This is a genomic window from Nonomuraea sp. NPDC050786 (assembly GCF_040654115.1).
Lineage (GTDB): Bacteria > Actinomycetota > Actinomycetes > Streptosporangiales > Streptosporangiaceae > Nonomuraea.
The window spans coordinates 460,761-478,427 of sequence record NZ_JBFAHJ010000001.1 but is presented as its reverse complement, the minus strand read 5'-3'; the positions used below and the strand labels follow the sequence as shown (position 1 = coordinate 478,427).

General features: G+C 70.5%; 18 protein-coding genes. 7 read left to right on the top strand and 11 right to left on the bottom strand.

Annotation, left to right across the window (positions count from 1 at the left end; genetic code table 11):
* Positions 1-8 precede the first annotated feature (8 nt).
* The gene (locus tag AB0H84_RS02550) at positions 9-1,457 is read left to right on the top strand and encodes an oligosaccharide flippase family protein (protein ID WP_357596992.1); all 1,449 of its coding nucleotides are present in this window, start codon (positions 9-11) and stop codon (positions 1,455-1,457) included.
* A complete protein-coding gene (locus AB0H84_RS02545) occupies positions 1,454-2,329 on the top strand; it encodes a glycosyltransferase family 2 protein (RefSeq protein WP_357596989.1) in 876 nt (291 codons plus the stop codon). Before AB0H84_RS02550 ends, AB0H84_RS02545 begins: the two co-directional genes overlap by 4 nt.
* A gap of 34 nt (positions 2,330-2,363) precedes the next feature.
* Here the strand turns inward: AB0H84_RS02545 and AB0H84_RS02540 are convergent, their stop codons facing one another.
* The gene (locus AB0H84_RS02540; protein ID WP_357596986.1) at positions 2,364-3,176 is read right to left on the bottom strand and encodes a 2OG-Fe(II) oxygenase; all 813 of its coding nucleotides are present in this window, start codon (positions 3,174-3,176) and stop codon (positions 2,364-2,366) included.
* A gap of 139 nt (positions 3,177-3,315) precedes the next feature.
* Between AB0H84_RS02540 and AB0H84_RS02535 the strand changes: the two genes are divergently transcribed.
* A complete protein-coding gene (locus AB0H84_RS02535) occupies positions 3,316-4,212 on the top strand; it encodes a hypothetical protein (RefSeq protein ID WP_357596983.1) in 897 nt (298 codons plus the stop codon).
* Here the strand turns inward: AB0H84_RS02535 and AB0H84_RS02530 are convergent, their stop codons facing one another.
* Positions 4,213-5,355: an acyltransferase gene (locus AB0H84_RS02530; protein ID WP_357596980.1), complete on the bottom strand. Its 1,143-nt coding sequence runs from the start codon at positions 5,353-5,355 to the stop codon at positions 4,213-4,215. It lies immediately after the preceding gene.
* A 162-nt stretch (positions 5,356-5,517) separates the two neighbouring features.
* On the opposite strand from AB0H84_RS02530, the gene AB0H84_RS02525 reads away from it, so the two are divergent.
* Positions 5,518-6,369 carry a hypothetical protein gene (locus AB0H84_RS02525; RefSeq protein ID WP_357596978.1) on the top strand — a complete coding sequence of 284 codons (852 nt, stop codon included), beginning with the start codon at positions 5,518-5,520 and terminating at the stop codon, positions 6,367-6,369.
* A gap of 3 nt (positions 6,370-6,372) precedes the next feature.
* Here the strand turns inward: AB0H84_RS02525 and AB0H84_RS02520 are convergent, their stop codons facing one another.
* Positions 6,373-7,251 carry a DUF6492 family protein gene (locus tag AB0H84_RS02520; RefSeq protein ID WP_357596975.1) on the bottom strand — a complete coding sequence of 293 codons (879 nt, stop codon included), beginning with the start codon at positions 7,249-7,251 and terminating at the stop codon, positions 6,373-6,375.
* Positions 7,252-7,365: 114 nt separating this feature from the next.
* Between AB0H84_RS02520 and AB0H84_RS02515 the strand changes: the two genes are divergently transcribed.
* Complete coding sequence (locus AB0H84_RS02515; protein WP_357596972.1) at positions 7,366-8,109, top strand: hypothetical protein; 744 nt, start codon at positions 7,366-7,368, stop codon at positions 8,107-8,109.
* Positions 8,106-9,464: an O-antigen ligase family protein gene (locus AB0H84_RS02510; RefSeq protein ID WP_357596969.1), complete on the top strand. Its 1,359-nt coding sequence runs from the start codon at positions 8,106-8,108 to the stop codon at positions 9,462-9,464. The genes AB0H84_RS02515 and AB0H84_RS02510 overlap by 4 nt, the downstream gene beginning before the upstream one ends.
* On the opposite strand, the gene AB0H84_RS02505 is transcribed toward AB0H84_RS02510, so the two are convergent.
* Both AB0H84_RS02505 and AB0H84_RS02500 read right to left on the bottom strand, forming a co-directional pair.
* Positions 9,416-10,411, bottom strand: coding sequence for a hypothetical protein (locus AB0H84_RS02505; RefSeq protein ID WP_357596966.1), 996 nt, complete (start codon positions 10,409-10,411; stop codon positions 9,416-9,418). The genes AB0H84_RS02510 and AB0H84_RS02505 overlap by 49 nt on opposite strands.
* A 13-nt stretch (positions 10,412-10,424) precedes the next feature.
* On the bottom strand, positions 10,425-10,970 hold the full coding sequence (locus AB0H84_RS02500) for a dTDP-4-dehydrorhamnose 3,5-epimerase family protein (protein WP_357596963.1): 546 nt from the start codon (positions 10,968-10,970) through the stop codon (positions 10,425-10,427).
* Between the two features lie 29 nt (positions 10,971-10,999).
* Here AB0H84_RS02500 and AB0H84_RS02495 point away from each other — a divergent pair, with 29 nt between their 5' ends.
* A complete protein-coding gene (locus AB0H84_RS02495) occupies positions 11,000-11,827 on the top strand; it encodes a glycosyltransferase (protein WP_357596961.1) in 828 nt (275 codons plus the stop codon).
* Here the strand turns inward: AB0H84_RS02495 and AB0H84_RS02490 are convergent, their stop codons facing one another.
* From AB0H84_RS02490 to AB0H84_RS02465, 6 genes are all read right to left on the bottom strand, one after another.
* Complete coding sequence (locus tag AB0H84_RS02490) at positions 11,828-12,466, bottom strand: methyltransferase domain-containing protein (protein WP_357596958.1); 639 nt, start codon at positions 12,464-12,466, stop codon at positions 11,828-11,830.
* Positions 12,463-13,632 carry a glycosyltransferase family 4 protein gene (locus AB0H84_RS02485; RefSeq protein ID WP_357596956.1) on the bottom strand — a complete coding sequence of 390 codons (1,170 nt, stop codon included), beginning with the start codon at positions 13,630-13,632 and terminating at the stop codon, positions 12,463-12,465. Before AB0H84_RS02485 ends, AB0H84_RS02490 begins: the two co-directional genes overlap by 4 nt.
* Complete coding sequence (locus AB0H84_RS02480) at positions 13,622-14,929, bottom strand: nucleotide sugar dehydrogenase (RefSeq protein WP_357596953.1); 1,308 nt, start codon at positions 14,927-14,929, stop codon at positions 13,622-13,624. The genes AB0H84_RS02485 and AB0H84_RS02480 overlap by 11 nt, the downstream gene beginning before the upstream one ends.
* A 100-nt stretch (positions 14,930-15,029) precedes the next feature.
* Positions 15,030-16,040, bottom strand: a complete 1,011-nt coding sequence (locus AB0H84_RS02475) for a GNAT family N-acetyltransferase (RefSeq protein WP_357596950.1) — start codon at positions 16,038-16,040, stop codon at positions 15,030-15,032.
* Positions 16,037-16,939: a glycosyltransferase family 2 protein gene (locus AB0H84_RS02470; RefSeq protein ID WP_357596948.1), complete on the bottom strand. Its 903-nt coding sequence runs from the start codon at positions 16,937-16,939 to the stop codon at positions 16,037-16,039. The genes AB0H84_RS02475 and AB0H84_RS02470 overlap by 4 nt, the downstream gene beginning before the upstream one ends.
* Positions 16,940-16,944: 5 nt before the next feature.
* Positions 16,945-17,619, bottom strand: coding sequence for a polysaccharide deacetylase family protein (locus AB0H84_RS02465; RefSeq protein ID WP_357596946.1), 675 nt, complete (start codon positions 17,617-17,619; stop codon positions 16,945-16,947).
* Positions 17,620-17,667: the final 48 nt, after the last annotated feature.

Below are 17,667 nucleotides of genomic sequence, written 5' to 3'. Positions count from 1 at the left end.
AGTTTCACATGGAAGTCAAGGACGCCGAGCAGCAGATCGGCTCCCTCGGCAAATTAGCCGGGCGTGGGCTGCGCTGGGGTCTGCTGGGCAACCTCGCCACGAAGGCGGGCTCCTTCGTGATGGGGCTGATCCTCGCCCGGCTGCTCGCGCCGGGCGACTTCGGCATCTACGCCGTCGCGCTCGCCGCGACGGCGTTCGTCATGTCGGTCAAGGACCTCGGCATCATGGTCGCCACCATCCAGTGGCGGGGCAAGCTCGAGGAGATGGCGCCGACCGCCACGGTGCTGTCGTTCCTGTCGGCCATGGCGCTGTACGCGGTGTTCTGGGTGGGCGCGCCGGCCTTCGCGGAGCTGGCCGGCACCGCCCAGGCCGCGCCCGTGGTCAGGCTGCTGACCTCGGTGATCATCGTCGAGGGCTTCACCGCGGTGCGCGCGGCGACGCTGATCCGCCGGTTCCAGCAGGACCGGCTGACGCTCGCCATCGGCGTCGGGTTCGCGGTCAACGCGGTGGTGGCCATCGCGCTGGCCGCGGAGGGCGCGGGCGCGTTCAGCTTCGCCTTCGGCCAGGTCGCGCAGTCCGTGGTGACCGGCGTGATCGTCTTCTTCGCCGCCCGGCTGCCGGTGCGGCTGGGCGTGGACCGCGCCATCGCGGGCAAGCTGCTGAAGTTCGGGCTGCCGTCGGCCGCCGGGATCGGGCTGGAGAGCGTGCTGCTCAACGCCGGCTACATCGTGGTGGGCGACATACTCGGGCACGTCTGGCTGGGCTACTACCTGCTGGCCTTCAACGTGTCGAGCTGGGTGCCCGGTCTGATCGGCCAGGCCGTCCGCAACGTCAGCATTCCCGGCTTCTCGCGGCTGGCCGAGCACACCTCCGAGGCGCTGTCGGAAGGCGTGCGGAGGGCGGCGCCGCTGCTGCTGACGGCCATCCTCCCGTTCGCGGTGGTGATGTCCGTGCTCGCGCACCCGCTGGTGTCGTTCCTCTACGGCGGCAAGTGGGACGAGGCGGCGGGCGTGCTGCGCTGGCTGGCGCTGGTGATGGTGGTCAGGATGCTGCTCTCGCTCGCGCTCGACATCCTCTCCGCCCAGGGTGACACCAGGGCCACGGTCTGGATGAACCTCGCCTACGGGGCCGCGCTCATCCCCGCGCTGATCGCCGGCACGCGCCTGGAGGGCATCCGCGGGGCCGCGGTCGGCCAGGTGGCGGCCAGCCTGCTCGTGGCGCTGCCGGTGGCGGCGTACTTCCTGCACCGGGCCGGGGTGCGGCTGGGCCCGGTGCTGCCCACCCTCGTGCGGCCCCTGCTGGCCGGGCTCGCCGCGGCGGGGGTGACGGCGCTGGTCAACCGGGTGGTGGAGGGCAACGCGCTGGTCCAGCTCGTGCTCGCCGGCGGCGCCGGCATCGTCGTGTACGTCCTGCTGGCCGTGCCACTCAGGCAGCTGTGGAGAAAGGAAGCCCGTTGAACCCCGATGCGCTGGTCTCGATCGGCCTGCCCACCTTCAACGGAGGCAGGAACTTGGAGAAGGCCGTCCTGTCGGTGCTGGCCCAGGATCACCAGAACCTGGAGCTGGTCATCTGCGACAACGCCTCCACGGACGACACCGAGGAGATCTGCCGCGACCTCGCGGCCGGCGACAGCCGGATCCGCTATCACCGCCAGCCGGAGAACATCGGCCCCGTCGGCAACTTCGCCACGGCGCTCCGCCTGGCCGAGGGGGAGTTCTTCCGCTGGGTCGGCGACGACGACACGCTCGCGGAGTACTGCGTGTCGCGCTCGCTGGAGGAGTTCGCCAAGGACGACCGGATCGTCCTGGTCACGGCGCAGACCGCGTACACCGCCGACGGCGTCACGCGGACCGGCCACTACCAGGGCACCGCGCTCAACTCCGACGACCCCGCCGAGCGCTTCGCCGAGATGCTGCGCCTGCTCACCGAGGACTACGTGCTCATGGACCCCCTGTACGGCGTGCACCGCACCGCGGTCGCCAGGACCGTGCCGCGCCGCGTGCTGGTGCGCGAGGACGAGATCGCCGCCGCCCAGCACGCGCTGTCCGGCCCCTGGGCGCACGTGCCCGAGGTGCTCTCGCACCGCAACTGGGCCAACGCGAACCCGGTGAAGATGAGCGGCCGGCTGGCCCTGCCCGCCTGGCGCGGCTATTTCGCCACGCTCATCCAGGCCCGCGTGCTGCTCGGCGTCATCGACCAGACGGAGCTCACGCCCGACCAGCGCCGCCGGGCGCGGCGGGCGGTCCTCAAGCTGTACGTGTCACGTCAGCGGCGGCTCGCGGCACGAGGCGGGAGAAAGCTCGCCCGCCTCGCCCACCTGACCCGCTGACCCGCTGACCCGCCACGCGCGCCCGGGGGTCAGGTCACTTGGAGCGGTCCCGGCGTCCGGCCAGCTCGACGAGCGCCGGGGGCGCCCAGCGCTTGAGCACCTGGCGCAGGTTGTTCTTGTACTTCTCGCCGGGACGCTGCTTGAACAGCGTCGTGTGATCGGCGTTGATCTCCTCGTCGGGGCGGCCGTTGGAGTAGTAGTAGAGCGCCATCGACCGGCGGGCCCGCTCAGGCGGGCAGGTCAGCGGGTCGGGGTGGCCATGGTTGGCGTCGTCGGTGGTGGCGAAGAGCACGAACCGGTTGAAGACCGGCAGCACCGCCTGCTCACACGTGCTCATGTCCTTGCTCCAGAGCTGCAGGTGACCGCCGTAGCTCTCCTCCCAGTCCTTGTTGAGGTAGAGCAGCCCGTTGAGCCTGCGGTCGAGGTCGAGCCGGCGGTGCCGGTTGAAGTCGGCGTGCACCTTGAGGAAGCCGCCCGACCTGATCTGGTGCAGCCCGCCGCCCTCGAGGTGCGGGTCGGGCACGAGCCGCTCGATGCCGGTCAAACGTTCCAGGAACTCGATGAAGACCTGACCGTTGAACTCGGCGAGCAGCTGCCGCGTCGCCGGCCCCATCTGCTCGGTGTCCTGCAGGGCCAGCTTCACTTCCTTGGAACTGTCGAACCGCTGCCAGTCGGCGTCCTTCGGCTCGGGAAACTCCGCGAGCACCGGATCGAGTACGCCCTCCGGCAGGAAATCGTCGATCACCACATGCCGGAACGGTGACGCGGTCAGAAAGCTCGGACGCAGGCGGTCGGCGATCGGGAACAGTTCGTCACGCCGGAACGTGAACTGCTGGACTTCCTGCATTTTTCGACTCCATCTGTCGGCGAAGGCCCATATTGGAATCGGAAATGAGGGGCTGATTTGTTACACGAAATAACGTTGTAACGAAGTGCGCAGAACCGCCGAGACAGGGAGTAGAAAGCGCAAGACAGGTGAGGTGCACATGACCACCATTTTCTCCGACAGCGGGATGGACGACGAAACCCGGCGCAGCCTGATCTATCGGGGGGACGTGTTCGTCTACTCCCCGACCCCGGCGTCACTGGAGCTCGTCGCGTTCGCGAAAGAGCTGATCAGCGAGGCGTTCGGGAAGCGGAACCCGGAAACCGCGCAGTTCGACATGGCGGTGGAGGACTTCGCCGCCCTCCTGGCCGAGCTCAAGCCCCGCTTCATCCATCATCCGCACAGCAAAAAACTGCTCGTCCAGATCATGGAGGAGCTCGGATTCCCGCTGGAACAGACGTACTTCGACGTGCCGCGGCTGCGCACCTCGACCTCGAACCACTATCTCGACTCGGGGATCTCCTACGCCTACCACGCCCACCGCGACTGCTGGTACGCCGCCCCGTTCAACCAGATCAACTGGTGGCTGCCGGTTTTCGAGGTGGTCCCGGAAAATGTCTTCGCCCTGCACCCGCGCTATTTCGACCGGCCGCTTCGCAACGGCAGCGGCGCGTACGAGTACGGCGAATGGCAGCGCGTTTCCCGCCCCACCGCCGCACAGCACATCCACTCCGACACAAGAGAGCAGCCCAGGCCGCAGGAGGACTTCGACCCCGAGCCCGACTTGCGGATCGTGACCGAGCCCGGCGGGATGCTGCTCTTCTCCGGCGCCCACCTGCACTCGACGGTCAACAACACCTCGGGCAGGACCCGCTTCAGCATCGACTTCCGCTGCGTCAACATCGACGACGTGCGCGCCAGGAGGGCCGCGCCCAACGTCGACGCCACCTGCCTCGGCACCACGCTCCGCGACTTCGTGCGCTGCACGGACCTGGAGCCGATGCCGGAGGAGCTGGCCAGGGAGTACGAGCAGGAGGCGCTCGTCAAGGCCGGTTGATCACGGCGTGCGGGCCCGCGCGAACCGGGCCCGCACCGCGGCGCGCAGCGCGGCCGGCGTCTTGTTCCTGGTGAACGGCAGCTCGAACACCCCCGCGAACAGGCGCGCCGCCACCACCGTCACCGGCACGGCCAGCGCCAGCGAGACCAGGAACGCCGGGACGCCCTGCTCCATGCGCGGGGCGACGACGAGCGCGTGGATGTTCACCACGATCGGCGCGTGGATCAGGTAGAGGCTGTACGAGAAGGAGCCCAGGCTCTTGACGGGCCCCGTGTCCAGCAGCCACACGACCGGGGCCGGCTTCCCGGTCGCCACCGCCGCCAGCAGGAGCACGATCGCGGGCCCGATCGCCAGGTCGATCCAGTACAGGTTGCCGATCGTCCACACCGAGCCCTTGAGCACGATGAGCGCCAGCACCGGCAGCAGCGCGGCCGCCGCCAGCCACTGGAAGGGGATCCGCCGCTGGAGCCGTACGACGCCCGCGCCCGCCATGCCCAGCGCGAACAGCGCGGCGAACTGCGGCGTCAGCCGCATCAGCTCGCCCACCACGGGCACCACCTGCGCGAGCAGCCCGACGGCCGCCACGACCGCGGTCACCGCGCCCACCATGACGATCGCGCCCATCCTGCGCAGGATCAGCAGCAGGAGCGGGAAGACGAAGTAGAGCTGGGCCTCCACGGCGATCGACCACAGCGCGCCGTTGGGGCTCGGGCTGCCGAACACGTCCTGCAGCAGCAGCCCGTAGATCAGCACCGACTTGCCGGTGGGCACGCCCTGCTCGGGCTGCGGCACCAGGGTCCAGGCGATCACCAGGCTGAGCGCCACCGCGGCCCAGTACGGCGGGAGGATCCGCCAGGCGCGGCGGTGCGCGAACCTGCCGAGCGAGTCCAGCCGCCACCCGTTGCGGGCCGGCGAGAGCGCGAGGGAGAAGCCGGACAGCACGATGAACACCACGACCGCGAAATGCCCGTAGACCATCCAGCTCGCCCAGCCGGGTCCGGTGTCCCGGGGAAAGCCGGGAAACGACAGCAGCCAGACGTGGTGGAAGACGACGAAAAGCGCAGCTAGACCGCGTATTCCGTCGAGGCCGGCCAGCCTGCGGCGGTCGACGGTGGCCGTCTGCAGCATTTCAGCGGACTTCACGACGGTCTATCGGTCGGTTCGGTTCCGACGTAACAGGTAAGTCCGTTTTTCGGATGAACAGTTGTGGCATAGCGGACAGGAACCCTGTACGCCATGCCGGGGGAATGTTATTTTCCGCACATTCGAACAGCTCGAAAATTTTGCGCAGGGGGCGGGGAAGTCTTGGAGTTCTGGAAAACCGTCTTCGACCTGGCCCGACGTAAGCTCGTCGGCCCCCCGATCCTGGCGCTCGCCGTGGTGGCCGGGGTCGTGGGGTTCCTCATCGTGCCTGCTCACTACACGGCCAACGTGGTGCTGCTGGTGACCGGTCCCGGCAACACGCAGCCGGCGCCGGGCGAGCCCCTGTCGAAGGCAGGGCGGACGAACCCGCTGCTGGTGGACAGCGCGGGGCTGCGTACGACGGCGGCGACGCTGATCCTGTCGGTCAGCACTCCCGAAGTGCTGGCCCAGCTCGGCGCGCCCAAGGACGGGCCGAACAAGCTTGTGATCGACGACGGAGGCAGCAACCAGGCGCTGTTCGGCAGCGGTGGACCGTTCCTATCCATCACCGCGGACAGCCCGAACGAGCGGACCGCCAAGGATCTCGTGGTACGGGCGCAGAAGCGGGTCGAGGACGAGCTGGCCGCCAAGCAGAAGGAGCTCGGGGCGCCGGCGATCCTGTACATCTCGCTGGTCAACGTCACGCCGCCGTCCACGCCCGAGGCGCAGCTCGGGGGGAAGATCCAGACGGCGGGGATCGCGGCCGTGCTCACGCTCTTCGCGGGGTTCGCGGCGGCGTACGCGTGGACGCTCAGGCAGGCCAGGCGGCGCGTCGCCGCCGGACCCTCGACGGAGTCCTGGACCGAGGCCGTGGACGCCGTCGAGCCGAGGCCCGTCCTGGAGCTCACCCCGAAGCCGGACGAGGCGCCCGAGCCCGAGCCCGAGCCGAAGAAAGAGGACGCCCCCCAGGTCGGCAAGGCCCAGGCTGTGGACGAGGACTCGGCGGACACCCAGACGTTCCCGATCGTCAAATGACGGTCAGCGCCCGGCGACCACCTCGGCGCACCGGCGCACCGCTGCCTGCCTGACGGGCAGCGGCGTGCCGGACTTGGCGGAGATCATCATGCCGATGGCCTCCGGGTTGAGCCGGTCGGCGAAGGCCAGGGCGCCGTCCTGGTCGAGCGGCGTCCTGTCCCAGTAGTTGTGGCAGATCGCGGTGTTGGCCGGGGGCGGGTCGGCGAGCGAGTGCACCTCGTCGACGTACACGCCGTACAGGATGAACTCGGAGACGTGCAGCCGCGAGGTGAACGCGTCGAGCCAGTGGCGCCCGGTGGCCTGCTGGATCCTGGTCCGCATGGCCCGCACCACGTGCGGGTCCCAGAACGTCAGCGAGCTGACGTAGTCGTGCAGCGGCGGCGGGGGCGCGCCGGGCAGGCCGAGCAGGTCCCGGGCCACCTGGTGCCAGCGGACGTGCCTGGTCATGCCCGCGTGCACGGCGTACTCGGCGCGGTGCAGGCTGAGCCGCCCGTCCGTCCGGAACGCGGCCACGTCCACCGGCCTGACCAGCACGATGTCGGAGTCGGCGATCAGCACCGCGTCGGCCTCGATCCGGGCCGTGAGGGAGAGCTTGAGCGCCTGCTGGATCACCCAGCCGCGGATGGGCGGCCACGGGCGCATGGTGTTGACCCACAGGCCCGACCGGGGCACGCGGACGTAGCGGCGGGGCAGCAGCTCTGGCTCGGTCCACACCCGGCAGCGGGCGCCCGCGTAGCGCGCGAACAGCTGCTTGTCGCGCGGCGGCACGATCACATGATGCACGGTGTCGTCCGTGGTGTGCTCGAGCACGGACGCGTGCAGCTCGGCGAAGAGCTCGGCGTCGGGGCCGAAGCTGGGCGTCACCACTGCCAACTTGGTCACGGAAGTCATATCGCCATAGGACAGGCGAGTCGTTACGTAACACCTGTGAGCCATTGGAACGATACCTGTGTGTCACGCCGGGAGCCCATGTTCGCGGCCTGAGGGGGAGGGCGCATGGACTTCTGGCTCACGGTCCTGGTTCTGTTCCGTCGTTGGTACGTCTCCGTGCCGGCGTTCCTGCTGGCCGTGGGGGTGGCCGCGGGCGTCTACTCGACGGTGCCGACCCTGTGGACCTCCAACGCGGCCATGGTCCTCACCACGCCCCGCACTGGCGCCAGCCTGCCGGTGCATCCGGGCACCACGAACGCGCCCGTGAACCCCCTGCTCAACTTCGACCGCGGGCTGACGATGACGGCCTCGATCCTGACCGCCCGGCTCACGACCGCCGACACGGCCGCCGAGCTCGGCATCGTGCCGAACGGGCCGGTCACGTACAAGGTGCACAACGGCAGCACGAACGCCGAGGCGCTGGCCTCCGGGCCGTTCGTGTTCATCGAGAGCGAGGCGAGCTCGCCCGAGGCGGCGCGGGACATCGTGCGCAAGGTCGCGGCCAGGGCCAAGGTCGAGCTGCTCAAGGGGCAGCAGGCGGTGAACGCGCCACCGGCCACGTTCATGACGCTGACCCAGGTGGTCGCGCCGACCCCGCCGGAGCCCGAGCCGGGGCGGAAGCTGCGGGCCGCCGTGGTGGCGCTCGCGCTGGGCCTCATGACGAGCCTGTTCGCCACGTACGCGTTCGACAGCTTCGTCGAGGCGCGCAGGCGCAGGAGACAGGCGGCCACGGCGTCCCGCCCGTCCGTCCAGGTGGACCAGCGGGTCCTCGTCGCCGCCGACGCCCACGTGAACGGCAAGCACACGTGACCACCGGCCTGGACACCCGGCCGCTGCCGGGGATGCCGCGCCCGGCGGACGCGGCCACGCTGGTCTGCCTGTTCGTGGTGACGCTCATGCTCATCCCGGCCCGCATGATCATCCGCGGGCTCCCGCTGGCGCTCTCCGTCGCCAACGTGCTCGCGCTCGTCGCCGCGCTCCTGTGGCTCTGCTCGCAGCTCACCAGGACGCTGGGCGCGGCCAAGGGCCGCAACCCCGTCAGGTACGCGCTCTTCCTCTACGTGGCCTCGGCCGCCGCCTCGTACGGCTACGGCACCTACGGCTACCTGCCGACCGACGAGCTCAACCTGGCCGACCACGCGATCGTGCTGGTGCTGGCCAACGCGGGACTCGCGCTGGCGGTGTGCGACGGAATCCGGCTGCGCGAGCGGCTGGACTTCGCGCTCAAGGCCATCGTGGTGGCCGGCGCGCTCATGTCGCTGGTGGGCGCGTTCCAGTTCCTGCTCAACCTCGACCTGACGCAGTACATGCAGATCCCCGGGCTGCGGTTCGTGATCGAGGACAAGTTCGTCTTCGACAGGAACGCGATGCGCAGGGTGGCGGCGACGGCGGCGCATCCGATCGAGTTCGGCGTGGTCTGCGCCATGATCCTGCCGCTCGCCGCGCACTACAGCTTCCGCGCGCGCGAGCTGGGCAGGCCCGCCCTGCGCTGGTGGCTGTGCACGGCCGCGATCGGCATGGGGCTGATGTTCTCGGTGTCGAGGTCGGCCATCCTGGGCCTGGCTGGGGTCGGGATCGTGCTGCTGCTCGGCTGGCCGGCGCGGCGGCGGATCCAGGCGGTCGTGGTCATGGCCGGCTTCCTCGTCGTGATGAAGGTGATCTCCCCGGGGCTGCTCGGCACGATCTTCGGCCTGTTCGACAACTTCTTCAACGACAGCAGCATCGGCTACCGCACCCACGACTACGCCTTCGCGGGGCAGGAGATCTCCAAGCACCTGTGGCTGGGGCGCGGCATGGGCACCTGGTACTACCCCAAGTACCAGGTCTTCGACAACCAGTACATCCAGGGCGCGATCGACACGGGGATCCTCGGCGTGTCGATCTTCCTCGGCATGTTCGTCTGCGCGTTCGTCTGCGCGCTACGGGCCCGCTACCTCAGCGCGGACCCGGGCGTCAGGGAGCTGGGGCTCACGCTGGCGGCTTGCCTGGTGGCCCCCGTGCTCGGCGCGGCCACGTTCGACCTGCTGTCGTTCGCGATCGTCACCGGCCTGGCGTTCCTGCTGATCGGGGCCACCGGGGCGCTGCTCCGGATGGCGGAGGCCGAACGGCGCCCCGATCACTTGCCGTTGCAGGTGAGCGGCCGGACGATGGAGGTGACCCGGTAATCCTGGTCGATGGTGACGATGTGGTTCTCCTCGAACTGGATGGTGTCCAGGCAGTCGCCCGACATGGGAGCGAACTCCCACGTCTTGTCCACCACCAGGTTGTTCTTGACGATCAGGCTGCCGTGGATGTTGTGCAGCTGGACCGTGTAGTTGCCGCCCATCACCAGGTTGTTGGTCACCGTGACGTCCCGCGTGCCGTCCGGCCGGTCGTTGAAGAAGATCGGCGAGTTGTAGTTGGCGACGCCGCGCATGTCGAGCGTGGTGTGGTCGAGCGTGAAGTTCTTGCCCGCGTTGAAGGTCTGGACGCCGTCGGAGTAGTTCTTGGTGCCGTCGGAGCAGAGCCTGGCGTACGAGTCCTTGATCGAGATGTTGTCCCCCGAGTCGCGGAACCCGTCGGCGTGGCCGCGGATCAGCACCCGCTCGACCGTGTAGTTGGCGACGCCGATGGCGGGCGCGGTCAGGCACTGGCCGGTCGGCCCCACCGTGCTGTCGGCGATGCTGTACGTGTAGTCGCGGCCGTCGAACTCGGCCTGGACGCCCCCGTCGATCTGGCTGTTGACGATCTTGACGTTGTCGGCGGCGATGAGCAGGTCGCCGGTGACGTGCACGCCGTCGAGCACGGTGTTCGCCTTGGTCACCCGGTGCGCCGGGCCGTCGTTGGCCGCCAGCGTGCGTAGCGTGGTGCCGGGCGGGAGGCCCGTGCAGGCCGGCGTGGGGTGGTCGGGGCAGCGGCGGCCGTCAGGGGCCACCACCGGGCGCGAGGCGAGCCGGGTCGGCGGGGCGGCCGTCGGGCTGGCCGACGAACTGGCCGGCGAGCTGGCCGTCGGACTGGCCGACGGGGGGCCCGAGGCGGTTACCGTCACCGTCACGGTGGGCCTGGCCACGGTGTTGCCGGCGCTGCAGGCCGCGGTCAGCAGGACGACCGCCCCCATGAGTAGCCTTCTCATCGACCGACCTCCCCTAGGCCAGACGCTCGGTCAGCCGCGCCCACGAGCCGGCCTCGAGATCGCGCGGGCTGATCGCCGAGACGGGCAGCGGCCAGTCGATCTTGAGATCGGGGTCGTCGTAGCGCACGGCCAGATCTTCCGACGGATCGTGCTCCCTGTCGATCCGGTAGCAGGTGTCGGCCTCGCCGGTGAGCGCCTGGAAGCCGTGCAGGAATCCGGCGGGCACGTACAGGGTGAGGAAGTCCCGGTCGTCCAGCCGTACCGAGAACTGCTCGCCGAACGTGGGGGAGCCGGGACGGATGTCCACCAGCACGTCGTGCACGGCGCCGCGGGCGCAGCGCACCAGCTTGGCCTCGCCCCGCCCGGACCTGCCGTGCATGCCGCGCACGGTGCCCTGGCGCGAGCGCGACTGGCTGTCCTGGACGAACGCGGCCGGGTCGATGCCGTGCTCGGCCGCCACGAGGGCGTCGAACGTCCTGGTGAACAGGCCGCGGTCGTCGCGGTGGGGCGATGGCCTGAACAGCAGCACCCCGTCGAGCGGGGTCCGCTCTACTTTCATGGAAGCATCCTTTCGAAAGGGGCCGGCCGATGGAGCCCGTCGCGAGCGTCGTCATCCCCGCGCACAACGAGGAAGCGGTCATCGGGGCGGGGCTGGCGGCCCTGCTGGGGGATTCGCGGCCGGGGGAGTTCGACGTCGTCGTGGTGGCCAACGCCTGCGCGGACGCGACCGCCGTGGTGGCCCGCGCGGCGGGCGTGCGGGTGATCGAGACGCCGGTCGGGGGCAAGGCGCACGCGCTCAGGCTGGGCGACGCGGCCTGCCGTACGTTCCCCCGCCTCTACCTGGACGCGGACGTCGAGCTCGGCACGGAGTCCGCGCGGGCGCTCGTGGCCGCCTGCGGGCGTCCGGGGGTGCTGGGCTGCGCGCCGGTGCCCGTGCTGGATCTGGAGGGCGCCGGGTGGGCGGCCAGGCGCGTGCACAAGGTGCACGACCGCATGGTCGGGCCCAGCCGCGTGCTCGCCGGGGCGGGCGTCTACGTGCTTGGCGAAGAGGGGCATGCCAGGGCCTTCCCGGTGCCCGACGACGTGCTGTCCGACGACGGCTGGGTGCACGCGAGCTTCGCGGACGGCGAGCGGGTCGCGGTGCCCGAGGCCACGTCGATCGTCCGCCCGGCCAGGACCGTCCGCGCCTACCTGCGCCGCCGGGTCCGCGTGCGGCTGGGCAACAGGCAGCTGGCCGCGCTCGGCCGCCCGGTGACCCTGACCGGCCTCCGGCTGTCCTCCGTGGGCACGCTCGTACGCGGCCGCGAGGTGAGCCCGCTGGACGCGCTCTGCTACCTGGCCGTGCTGGTGCTCGACCGGGCGCTGACCGCGCTCCGGCGCCCCGGCCGGGTCCGGTGGGGGACCACCCGTGACTGATCACCTCGGCAGCAGGTCGTAGGTCCTGATCGTCCCGAACGGCGGGCCGAGCGGGTCCGGCTTGAGGTTGATCGTCCGCAGGTGGCGGAAGCGTCCCGTGCTCAGCAGGTACGGCTCCTCCAGCGGGTTCCCGTAGATCATCCGCACCGGTCGCGGAGCCCGGTCCACCGAGGCGACCAGCCGGTCGATGACCTCGCTGAAGATCTTGCCGCGGAACGGGTTGTTGAAGAACGCCACGGTCACGTCGTCGGGGATGTCGTAGTCGAGCACGTCCGAGGCGATCAGCTGGATCTCGCCGCACTTCCGGCGTACCCGCATGTTCCTGACGTTCTCCTTGGCGATCTCGGTGAGCTCCTCGGACAGCTCGACCCCGATCACCCGCTTGAACGGGTACTGGGACGCCTGCACGATCACCCGGCCCATCCCCGAGCCGAAGTCCACGAACACGTCCCGCTCGCCCACCTCGCTCTTGGGCAGCGCCTTGCGCAGCGCCCGCCAGTTGAGCGCGGCGTAGTAGACGCGGTCCTCGCCCTCGAGCCCCATGTCGGCCAGGTCGACGCGCTCGGCCGTGCGCACGCCGTACCTGCGCTCGTACAGGAGCTGGCCGACGTTGCGCCGCAGCCACTTGTATGCACTCATGCGATCACTTTCGAGTAGGCGGCTATGAGGGCTTTGCGGGATTCGTCCCAGGACAGGGGTCCCCTGACGCGTGCCTGGCCGATCTCGCCCATCCTGCGCCGCTCCTCCGGATGGTCCAGCAGGTACGAGATCAGCTTCGCGAACTCGGCCTCGTCGTTGGCCGGCGCGTACACGGCCGCCTCGCCCGCCGACACCCGCGCCTCGCGCAGCTCGAAGGAGACGATCGGCTTGGCCATGGCCATGTACTCCATGACCTTGTTCATGGTGGAGACGTCGTTCAGCGGGTTGAGGGGGTCGGGCGACAGGCACACGTCCGCCGTGGACAGGTAGCGCATCAGGTCCTCGTCGGGGATCCGCCCGGTGAACTCCACCCGGTCGCCCAGCCCGAGCTGCTTCGACAGCGCCACCATCGCGTCGAACGTGTCGCCGCCCCCGACGAACACCGCGTGCCAGTCCTGCCGCTCCAGCTTGGCCAGCGCGCGCAGCGCGTAGTCCACGCCGTCCTGCGGCCCCATGACGCCCAGGTAGCAGAGCAGGTACGGCTTGCCGCGCTTGGCCGACCCGTCCGGCGGCACCTGGTGGAAGCGCTCCACCGCGGGCGCGCTGCGCACCACGAAGACGTCCTCGGGCCGCTTGCCGCCCCTGGTCAGCGCGATCTGCCGGTAGCTCTCGTTGGTCGCGATCACCACGTGCGCCGCCTGGTACGTGAGCCGCTCCAGCCGGCACACCGCACGGTAAAGCAGGTCCTTGCCCCGCCCGAACCGCGACAGGTACAGCTCGGGCACCAGGTCGTGCTGGTCGAACACGAACCGCGTGCCGCGCCTGGCCAGCCGCCGCGCCACCAGGAAGAACAGGTCCGGCGGGTTGCACCCGTGCACCACGTGGACCGGTCCCACCTTCCTGGCCAGCCGGAACGTGTGCCAGAGCGCCGAGCCGTACTCCTTGAGATAGCCCAGCGGCCCGCCGGTCGCCGCCTTGAGGGGGTAGCGGTGGATCGCGATGCCGTCGATCAGCGCGTACGGCTCCGTGTCCTGCTTGGCTCCCCGCGGGCAGATGACGTGCACCTCCCAGCCCGCGTCCCGCAGCGTGACGCTCTCCTGCCACACCCGGCGGTCCATGGGCACGGAGAGGTTCTCGACGAGGATGAGTGCTCGTTTACCAGGCAAGGCCCACGTATCCAGGGGTCGTCCGGCGCTCGGCGGCGTCGGGGAGGCGGACGAGGTCGATGATCGTACGGCTGCCCGCGCGGGCGACGGCGTCCACCACCGCCGGCTCCCGCGAGCCGATCACGCACACCTCGGCGTGCTCGAGCACGTCGTCGATCGAGGTGGTCAGCAGGTCGCCCAGGTGGGGGAGGCGCTGCTCGATGTACTCCCGGTTGGCGCCCATCAGGCGCGACAGGGTCACGTTCTCGTCGTAGATGCGCAGGTCGTACCCCTTGCCGAGGAGCCGTTCCGCCAGCTCGACCAGGGGGCTCTCGCGCAGGTCGTCGGTGCCCGGCTTGAACGACAGGCCGAACAGCCCGACCTTGCGGCTGTCGGCGGCCACGACGAGCTCGAACGCGCGCTGCAGGTGCGCCTCGTTGGCGGGCAGGACGTGGGAGAGCAGCGGCACGGAGACGTCGGCCCGGCGCGCGGCGTAGACCAGGCCGCGCAGGTCCTTGGGCAGGCACGAGCCGCCGAACGCGAATCCCGGGCGCAGGTAGGCCGGGCTGACGTTGAGCTTGCGGTCGGCCAGGAACACGTCCATGACCTCGTGGGAGTCGATCCCCAGTGCCTGGCAGACCGCGCCCAGCTCGTTCGCGAAGCTGATCTTCAGCCCGTGGAACGCGTTGTCCGCATATTTCGTCATCTCGGCCACCGCGATCGGCACGTGGAACACCTCGCCGGGCAGGCCCTCGTAGAGGGCCGCCACCAGCTCGCCGGCGGCCGGGTCGCTCTCGCCGATCACGGTCTTGGGCGGCTCGAAGAAGTCCCTGACGCTGGTGCCCTCGCGCAGGAACTCCGGGTTCACCGCCACCCCGAAGTCCCGCCCCGCCCGCAGCCCCGACGCGGCCTCCAGGATCGGGATGAGCAGTTGCTCGCACGTGCCCGGCAGCATCGTGCTCCGGAAGACCACGGTCTGTCCCGCGCTGAGCGCGCCGCCTATCTCCTCGGCGACCCGCTCCAAATAGCGGGTGGATAAGCTGCCGTTCGCGGCCGACGGCGTGCCCACGCAGACCAGCGACACGTCCGTCGCCCGCACCGCCTCGGCGGCGTCCGTGGTCGCCCGCAGCGCGCCCGTGCGGACCATCTCGGCGGTCAGCTCGCCGATGCGCTCCTCGACCACCGGCGCGCGGCCGGAGGCGACGAGGTCCACCTTGGTCTGGTTGACGTCCACGCCCACGACCTCGTGCCCCATCGAGGCCAGGCAGGCGGCCGACACGCAACCGACGTAACCGAGTCCGAAGACACTGATTCTCACGGTCCGGGCCCTCCCCCGTCGCGTCAGGAGCAGGGCCCCGGGGCATATGTCGTGCCCCACCCGGCTCACCCTAGTTTGTTCGCCACAGCTTGTTGGAGCGTTACAGGTTCCTGATCTTGCGTGCGAGTGCCCTGAGGCGCTCCGACTGCCTGGCCCGGGCGGCGAGCGCGTCGCGCGCCCTGCGTGCGGCCAGCCGCAGCCGGCTGCGCGTGACCACCCCTTGGCAGACGACGCTCTCGCCGGTCTTGGCCCGGCGCTTGTACTCGTCGTCGCCCCGGCCCAGGTCGATGCGGGTGAGGCCGAGCGCGGGGGCGGCCCGTACGAGCTCGCGCAGCAGGATCCAGCCGGGGGCCAGCCCGGAGTGGACGGGGTCGTAGACGGGGAACCACCAGTGCAGCACCCCGCCGGAGCGCATGCCGAAGTGGGCGGCCAGCAGGTGCGGGCCCGCGTGCACGGTGGACAGCACGCCGCCGAAGTCGGGGTCGCGGGTGTGCAGGAGCTTGGTGAGCAGCTCGATCCGGCCGGGCTCGGCGAAGTAGTCCCTGGCGCCCGTGGCGGCGTACTGGGCACGCTTGAGCCGTACGACCTGCTCCAGGGCCTCCGGATCGACCGTGTCGGCCTCGAAACGGACGGGGCCCAGCGTGCGCTCGGCCTTGGCGGCGCGCCGCCTGGCCTGGCCCATGTTCTCCTTGCCGGTCCGCGACGCGCGGCCCAGGTAGCCGTCGAGCCCGCCGGTCACGTCCACGTACGGCGAGGCCCGGCGCGTGACGACCCACGGCTCGAACCCCTCCTGCTCCAGCAGGTGATCGAACTCCAGCCCGCCGAGCAGCTCCAGCGGGCGGAAGGGCGTGCCCGGCGCGCGGATCGGCCCCTGGAAGTCGGCCCCCGGCCAGCCCACGGGCCGCAGCCGGGCGCCGTCGCGGTGGCAGGCCATGAGCGCGTCGATCTCCCCGCGCCCGTTCCTGGAGACGGCCACGTGGACCTTCGCGAACTCGTGGACGGCCGCCGCGAAACCCGGGTGGAAGTACGGGCTGTCCAGCGCCGGGTTCGCCGCCCGCAGCCGGTGCCAGGCGTCCAGCTCCTCCGCGGTGAGCTCGTCGAACGCCTTCATGAGGCGGTCATCACGCTGGAGGGCCGCAGCAGCGCGGCGAACGACGCCTTGGAGATCTTCCTGCCCGCCAGTGCCCGCGCGCCCTCGCCGAGCAGCACGGCCAGGTAGTACGCGGTCCCCGCCAGCCGCCCCCTCCGCCTGCGGAACAGCTTCACCTTGTTGACGATCAGCAGCGCGGCCAGCGCCGGGTTCGTGCCCGAGTCGCCGCCGATGTGCTCGATGACCGACGCGGGCTCGTACCAGGTGAGCCAGCCCTTGTCGGCGGCCCGCAGGCAGTACTCGGTCTCCTCGCTGTAGAGGAAGAACGACTCGTCCCACGGCCCGATCTCGCGCATGGCGGGCACGGACATCAGCATCGCCGCCCCCGTGGCCCACGCGAACGCGCCGGGGCGCTCGTACTCGCGGGGATCGGTGACCAGCTCGCCGAGGCGCCCCATCCGCCCGGCCAGGTCGCCGCCGATGATCGCCTCCACCACGGCCCTGCCGACGGTGGGCATCCGGCGCAGCGACGGCTGCAGCGACCCGTCCGGATTGACCATGTACGGCACCGCGATGCCCCTGTGCGGCTCCCGCAGAGCCCGGGCCAGCGGTTCGATCGACCCGGGGAGCAGGCGGCAGTCCGGGTTGATGACGTAGACGGCGTCCAGCTCGTCGAGGTCCAGCGTGTCCACGGCGGCGTTGATCGCGGCCGCGTACCCGGCGTTCCTGCCCAGCTGGACCGTGCTCACCGGCAGGTCCTCGACCCGCTTGGCGATCACCTCGCAGTCGTCGGCCGAGGCGTTGTCGGCCACGACGACGGCGGCCAGCTCCACGCCGCGCGCGCCCTCCGCGAGGCTCCGCAGGCACCCCTCCAGCACGTCGGCGCTGTTGTAGGTGACGATCACCACCGCGACACGCATCCGGGTCAGCCTCGCGTCCGCTTGTAGAGGCGGGCCGCGGCCTTCCTGGCCCGCTGGGCCAGCGGCGGCCGGCCGTCGAGCACCCGGTGGATCCATCCCTCGTCCAGGTCGTGGCGCAGGCTGTTGCGAGCCTGGAGCCACTGTCCCGGGGTGGCCCGCCCGCCGTCGCTGGTGTACGCGCAGGTCACGCCGGCCCTGCGGAGCCTGCCGAGCACGTGCCGGTCATAGGAGCCGAAGGGGATCGCCACCCTCGTCACCGGATGGCCGCATAATCCCCCGATCAACCGGTGCGCGGCCGACAGCTCCTGCTCCTGCTGCTCCGGGGAGAGCCGCCGCCAGTCGCGGTGCCCCCAGCCGTGCGAGCCGATCCGCATGCCCGATGCGGCCAGTTCCTTGACCCCGTCGGCGGCCAGCCGGCCCGGCTCGCCGATCAGCCCGGCCAGCACGAAGAACTCACCCCGCAACCCGCGCTCCAGCAGCCGGGGGAGGGCGATCTCCACGTCGGAGGCGTTGCCGTCGTCGAACGTGATCCGCACGTCCCGGCGGTCCACGACCGCGTCCAGCACCTGCTCGAACTGCTTCACGCTGACCCAGGTCGTGTCCTCGCCCGGATCGAGGGGCCGATCGGTGTCACCGATGCCATGAACGGTGAGGTTGATGATCGATCCCGTCAGCGTCATTTACCGATCCCCCCAGTCCGGCTCAGCTCTTGTGTATCCGGCCTTTCC

Excerpts from the sequence above, each read along its gene's own strand:
- AB0H84_RS02550 (WP_357596992.1), top strand. The coding sequence starts at position 9 with ATGGAAGTCAAGGACGCCGAGCAGCAGATCGGCTCCCTCGGCAAATTA.
- AB0H84_RS02540 (WP_357596986.1), bottom strand. The coding sequence starts at position 3,176 with ATGCAGGAAGTCCAGCAGTTCACGTTCCGGCGTGACGAACTGTTCCCG.
- AB0H84_RS02535 (WP_357596983.1), top strand. The coding sequence starts at position 3,316 with ATGACCACCATTTTCTCCGACAGCGGGATGGACGACGAAACCCGGCGC.
- AB0H84_RS02515 (WP_357596972.1), top strand. The coding sequence starts at position 7,366 with ATGGACTTCTGGCTCACGGTCCTGGTTCTGTTCCGTCGTTGGTACGTC.
- AB0H84_RS02505 (WP_357596966.1), bottom strand. The coding sequence starts at position 10,411 with ATGAGAAGGCTACTCATGGGGGCGGTCGTCCTGCTGACCGCGGCCTGC.
- AB0H84_RS02500 (WP_357596963.1), bottom strand. The coding sequence starts at position 10,970 with ATGAAAGTAGAGCGGACCCCGCTCGACGGGGTGCTGCTGTTCAGGCCA.
- AB0H84_RS02495 (WP_357596961.1), top strand. The coding sequence starts at position 11,000 with ATGGAGCCCGTCGCGAGCGTCGTCATCCCCGCGCACAACGAGGAAGCG.
- AB0H84_RS02490 (WP_357596958.1), bottom strand. The coding sequence starts at position 12,466 with ATGAGTGCATACAAGTGGCTGCGGCGCAACGTCGGCCAGCTCCTGTAC.
- AB0H84_RS02475 (WP_357596950.1), bottom strand. The coding sequence starts at position 16,040 with ATGAAGGCGTTCGACGAGCTCACCGCGGAGGAGCTGGACGCCTGGCAC.
- AB0H84_RS02470 (WP_357596948.1), bottom strand. The coding sequence starts at position 16,939 with ATGCGTGTCGCGGTGGTGATCGTCACCTACAACAGCGCCGACGTGCTG.
- AB0H84_RS02465 (WP_357596946.1), bottom strand. The coding sequence starts at position 17,619 with ATGACGCTGACGGGATCGATCATCAACCTCACCGTTCATGGCATCGGT.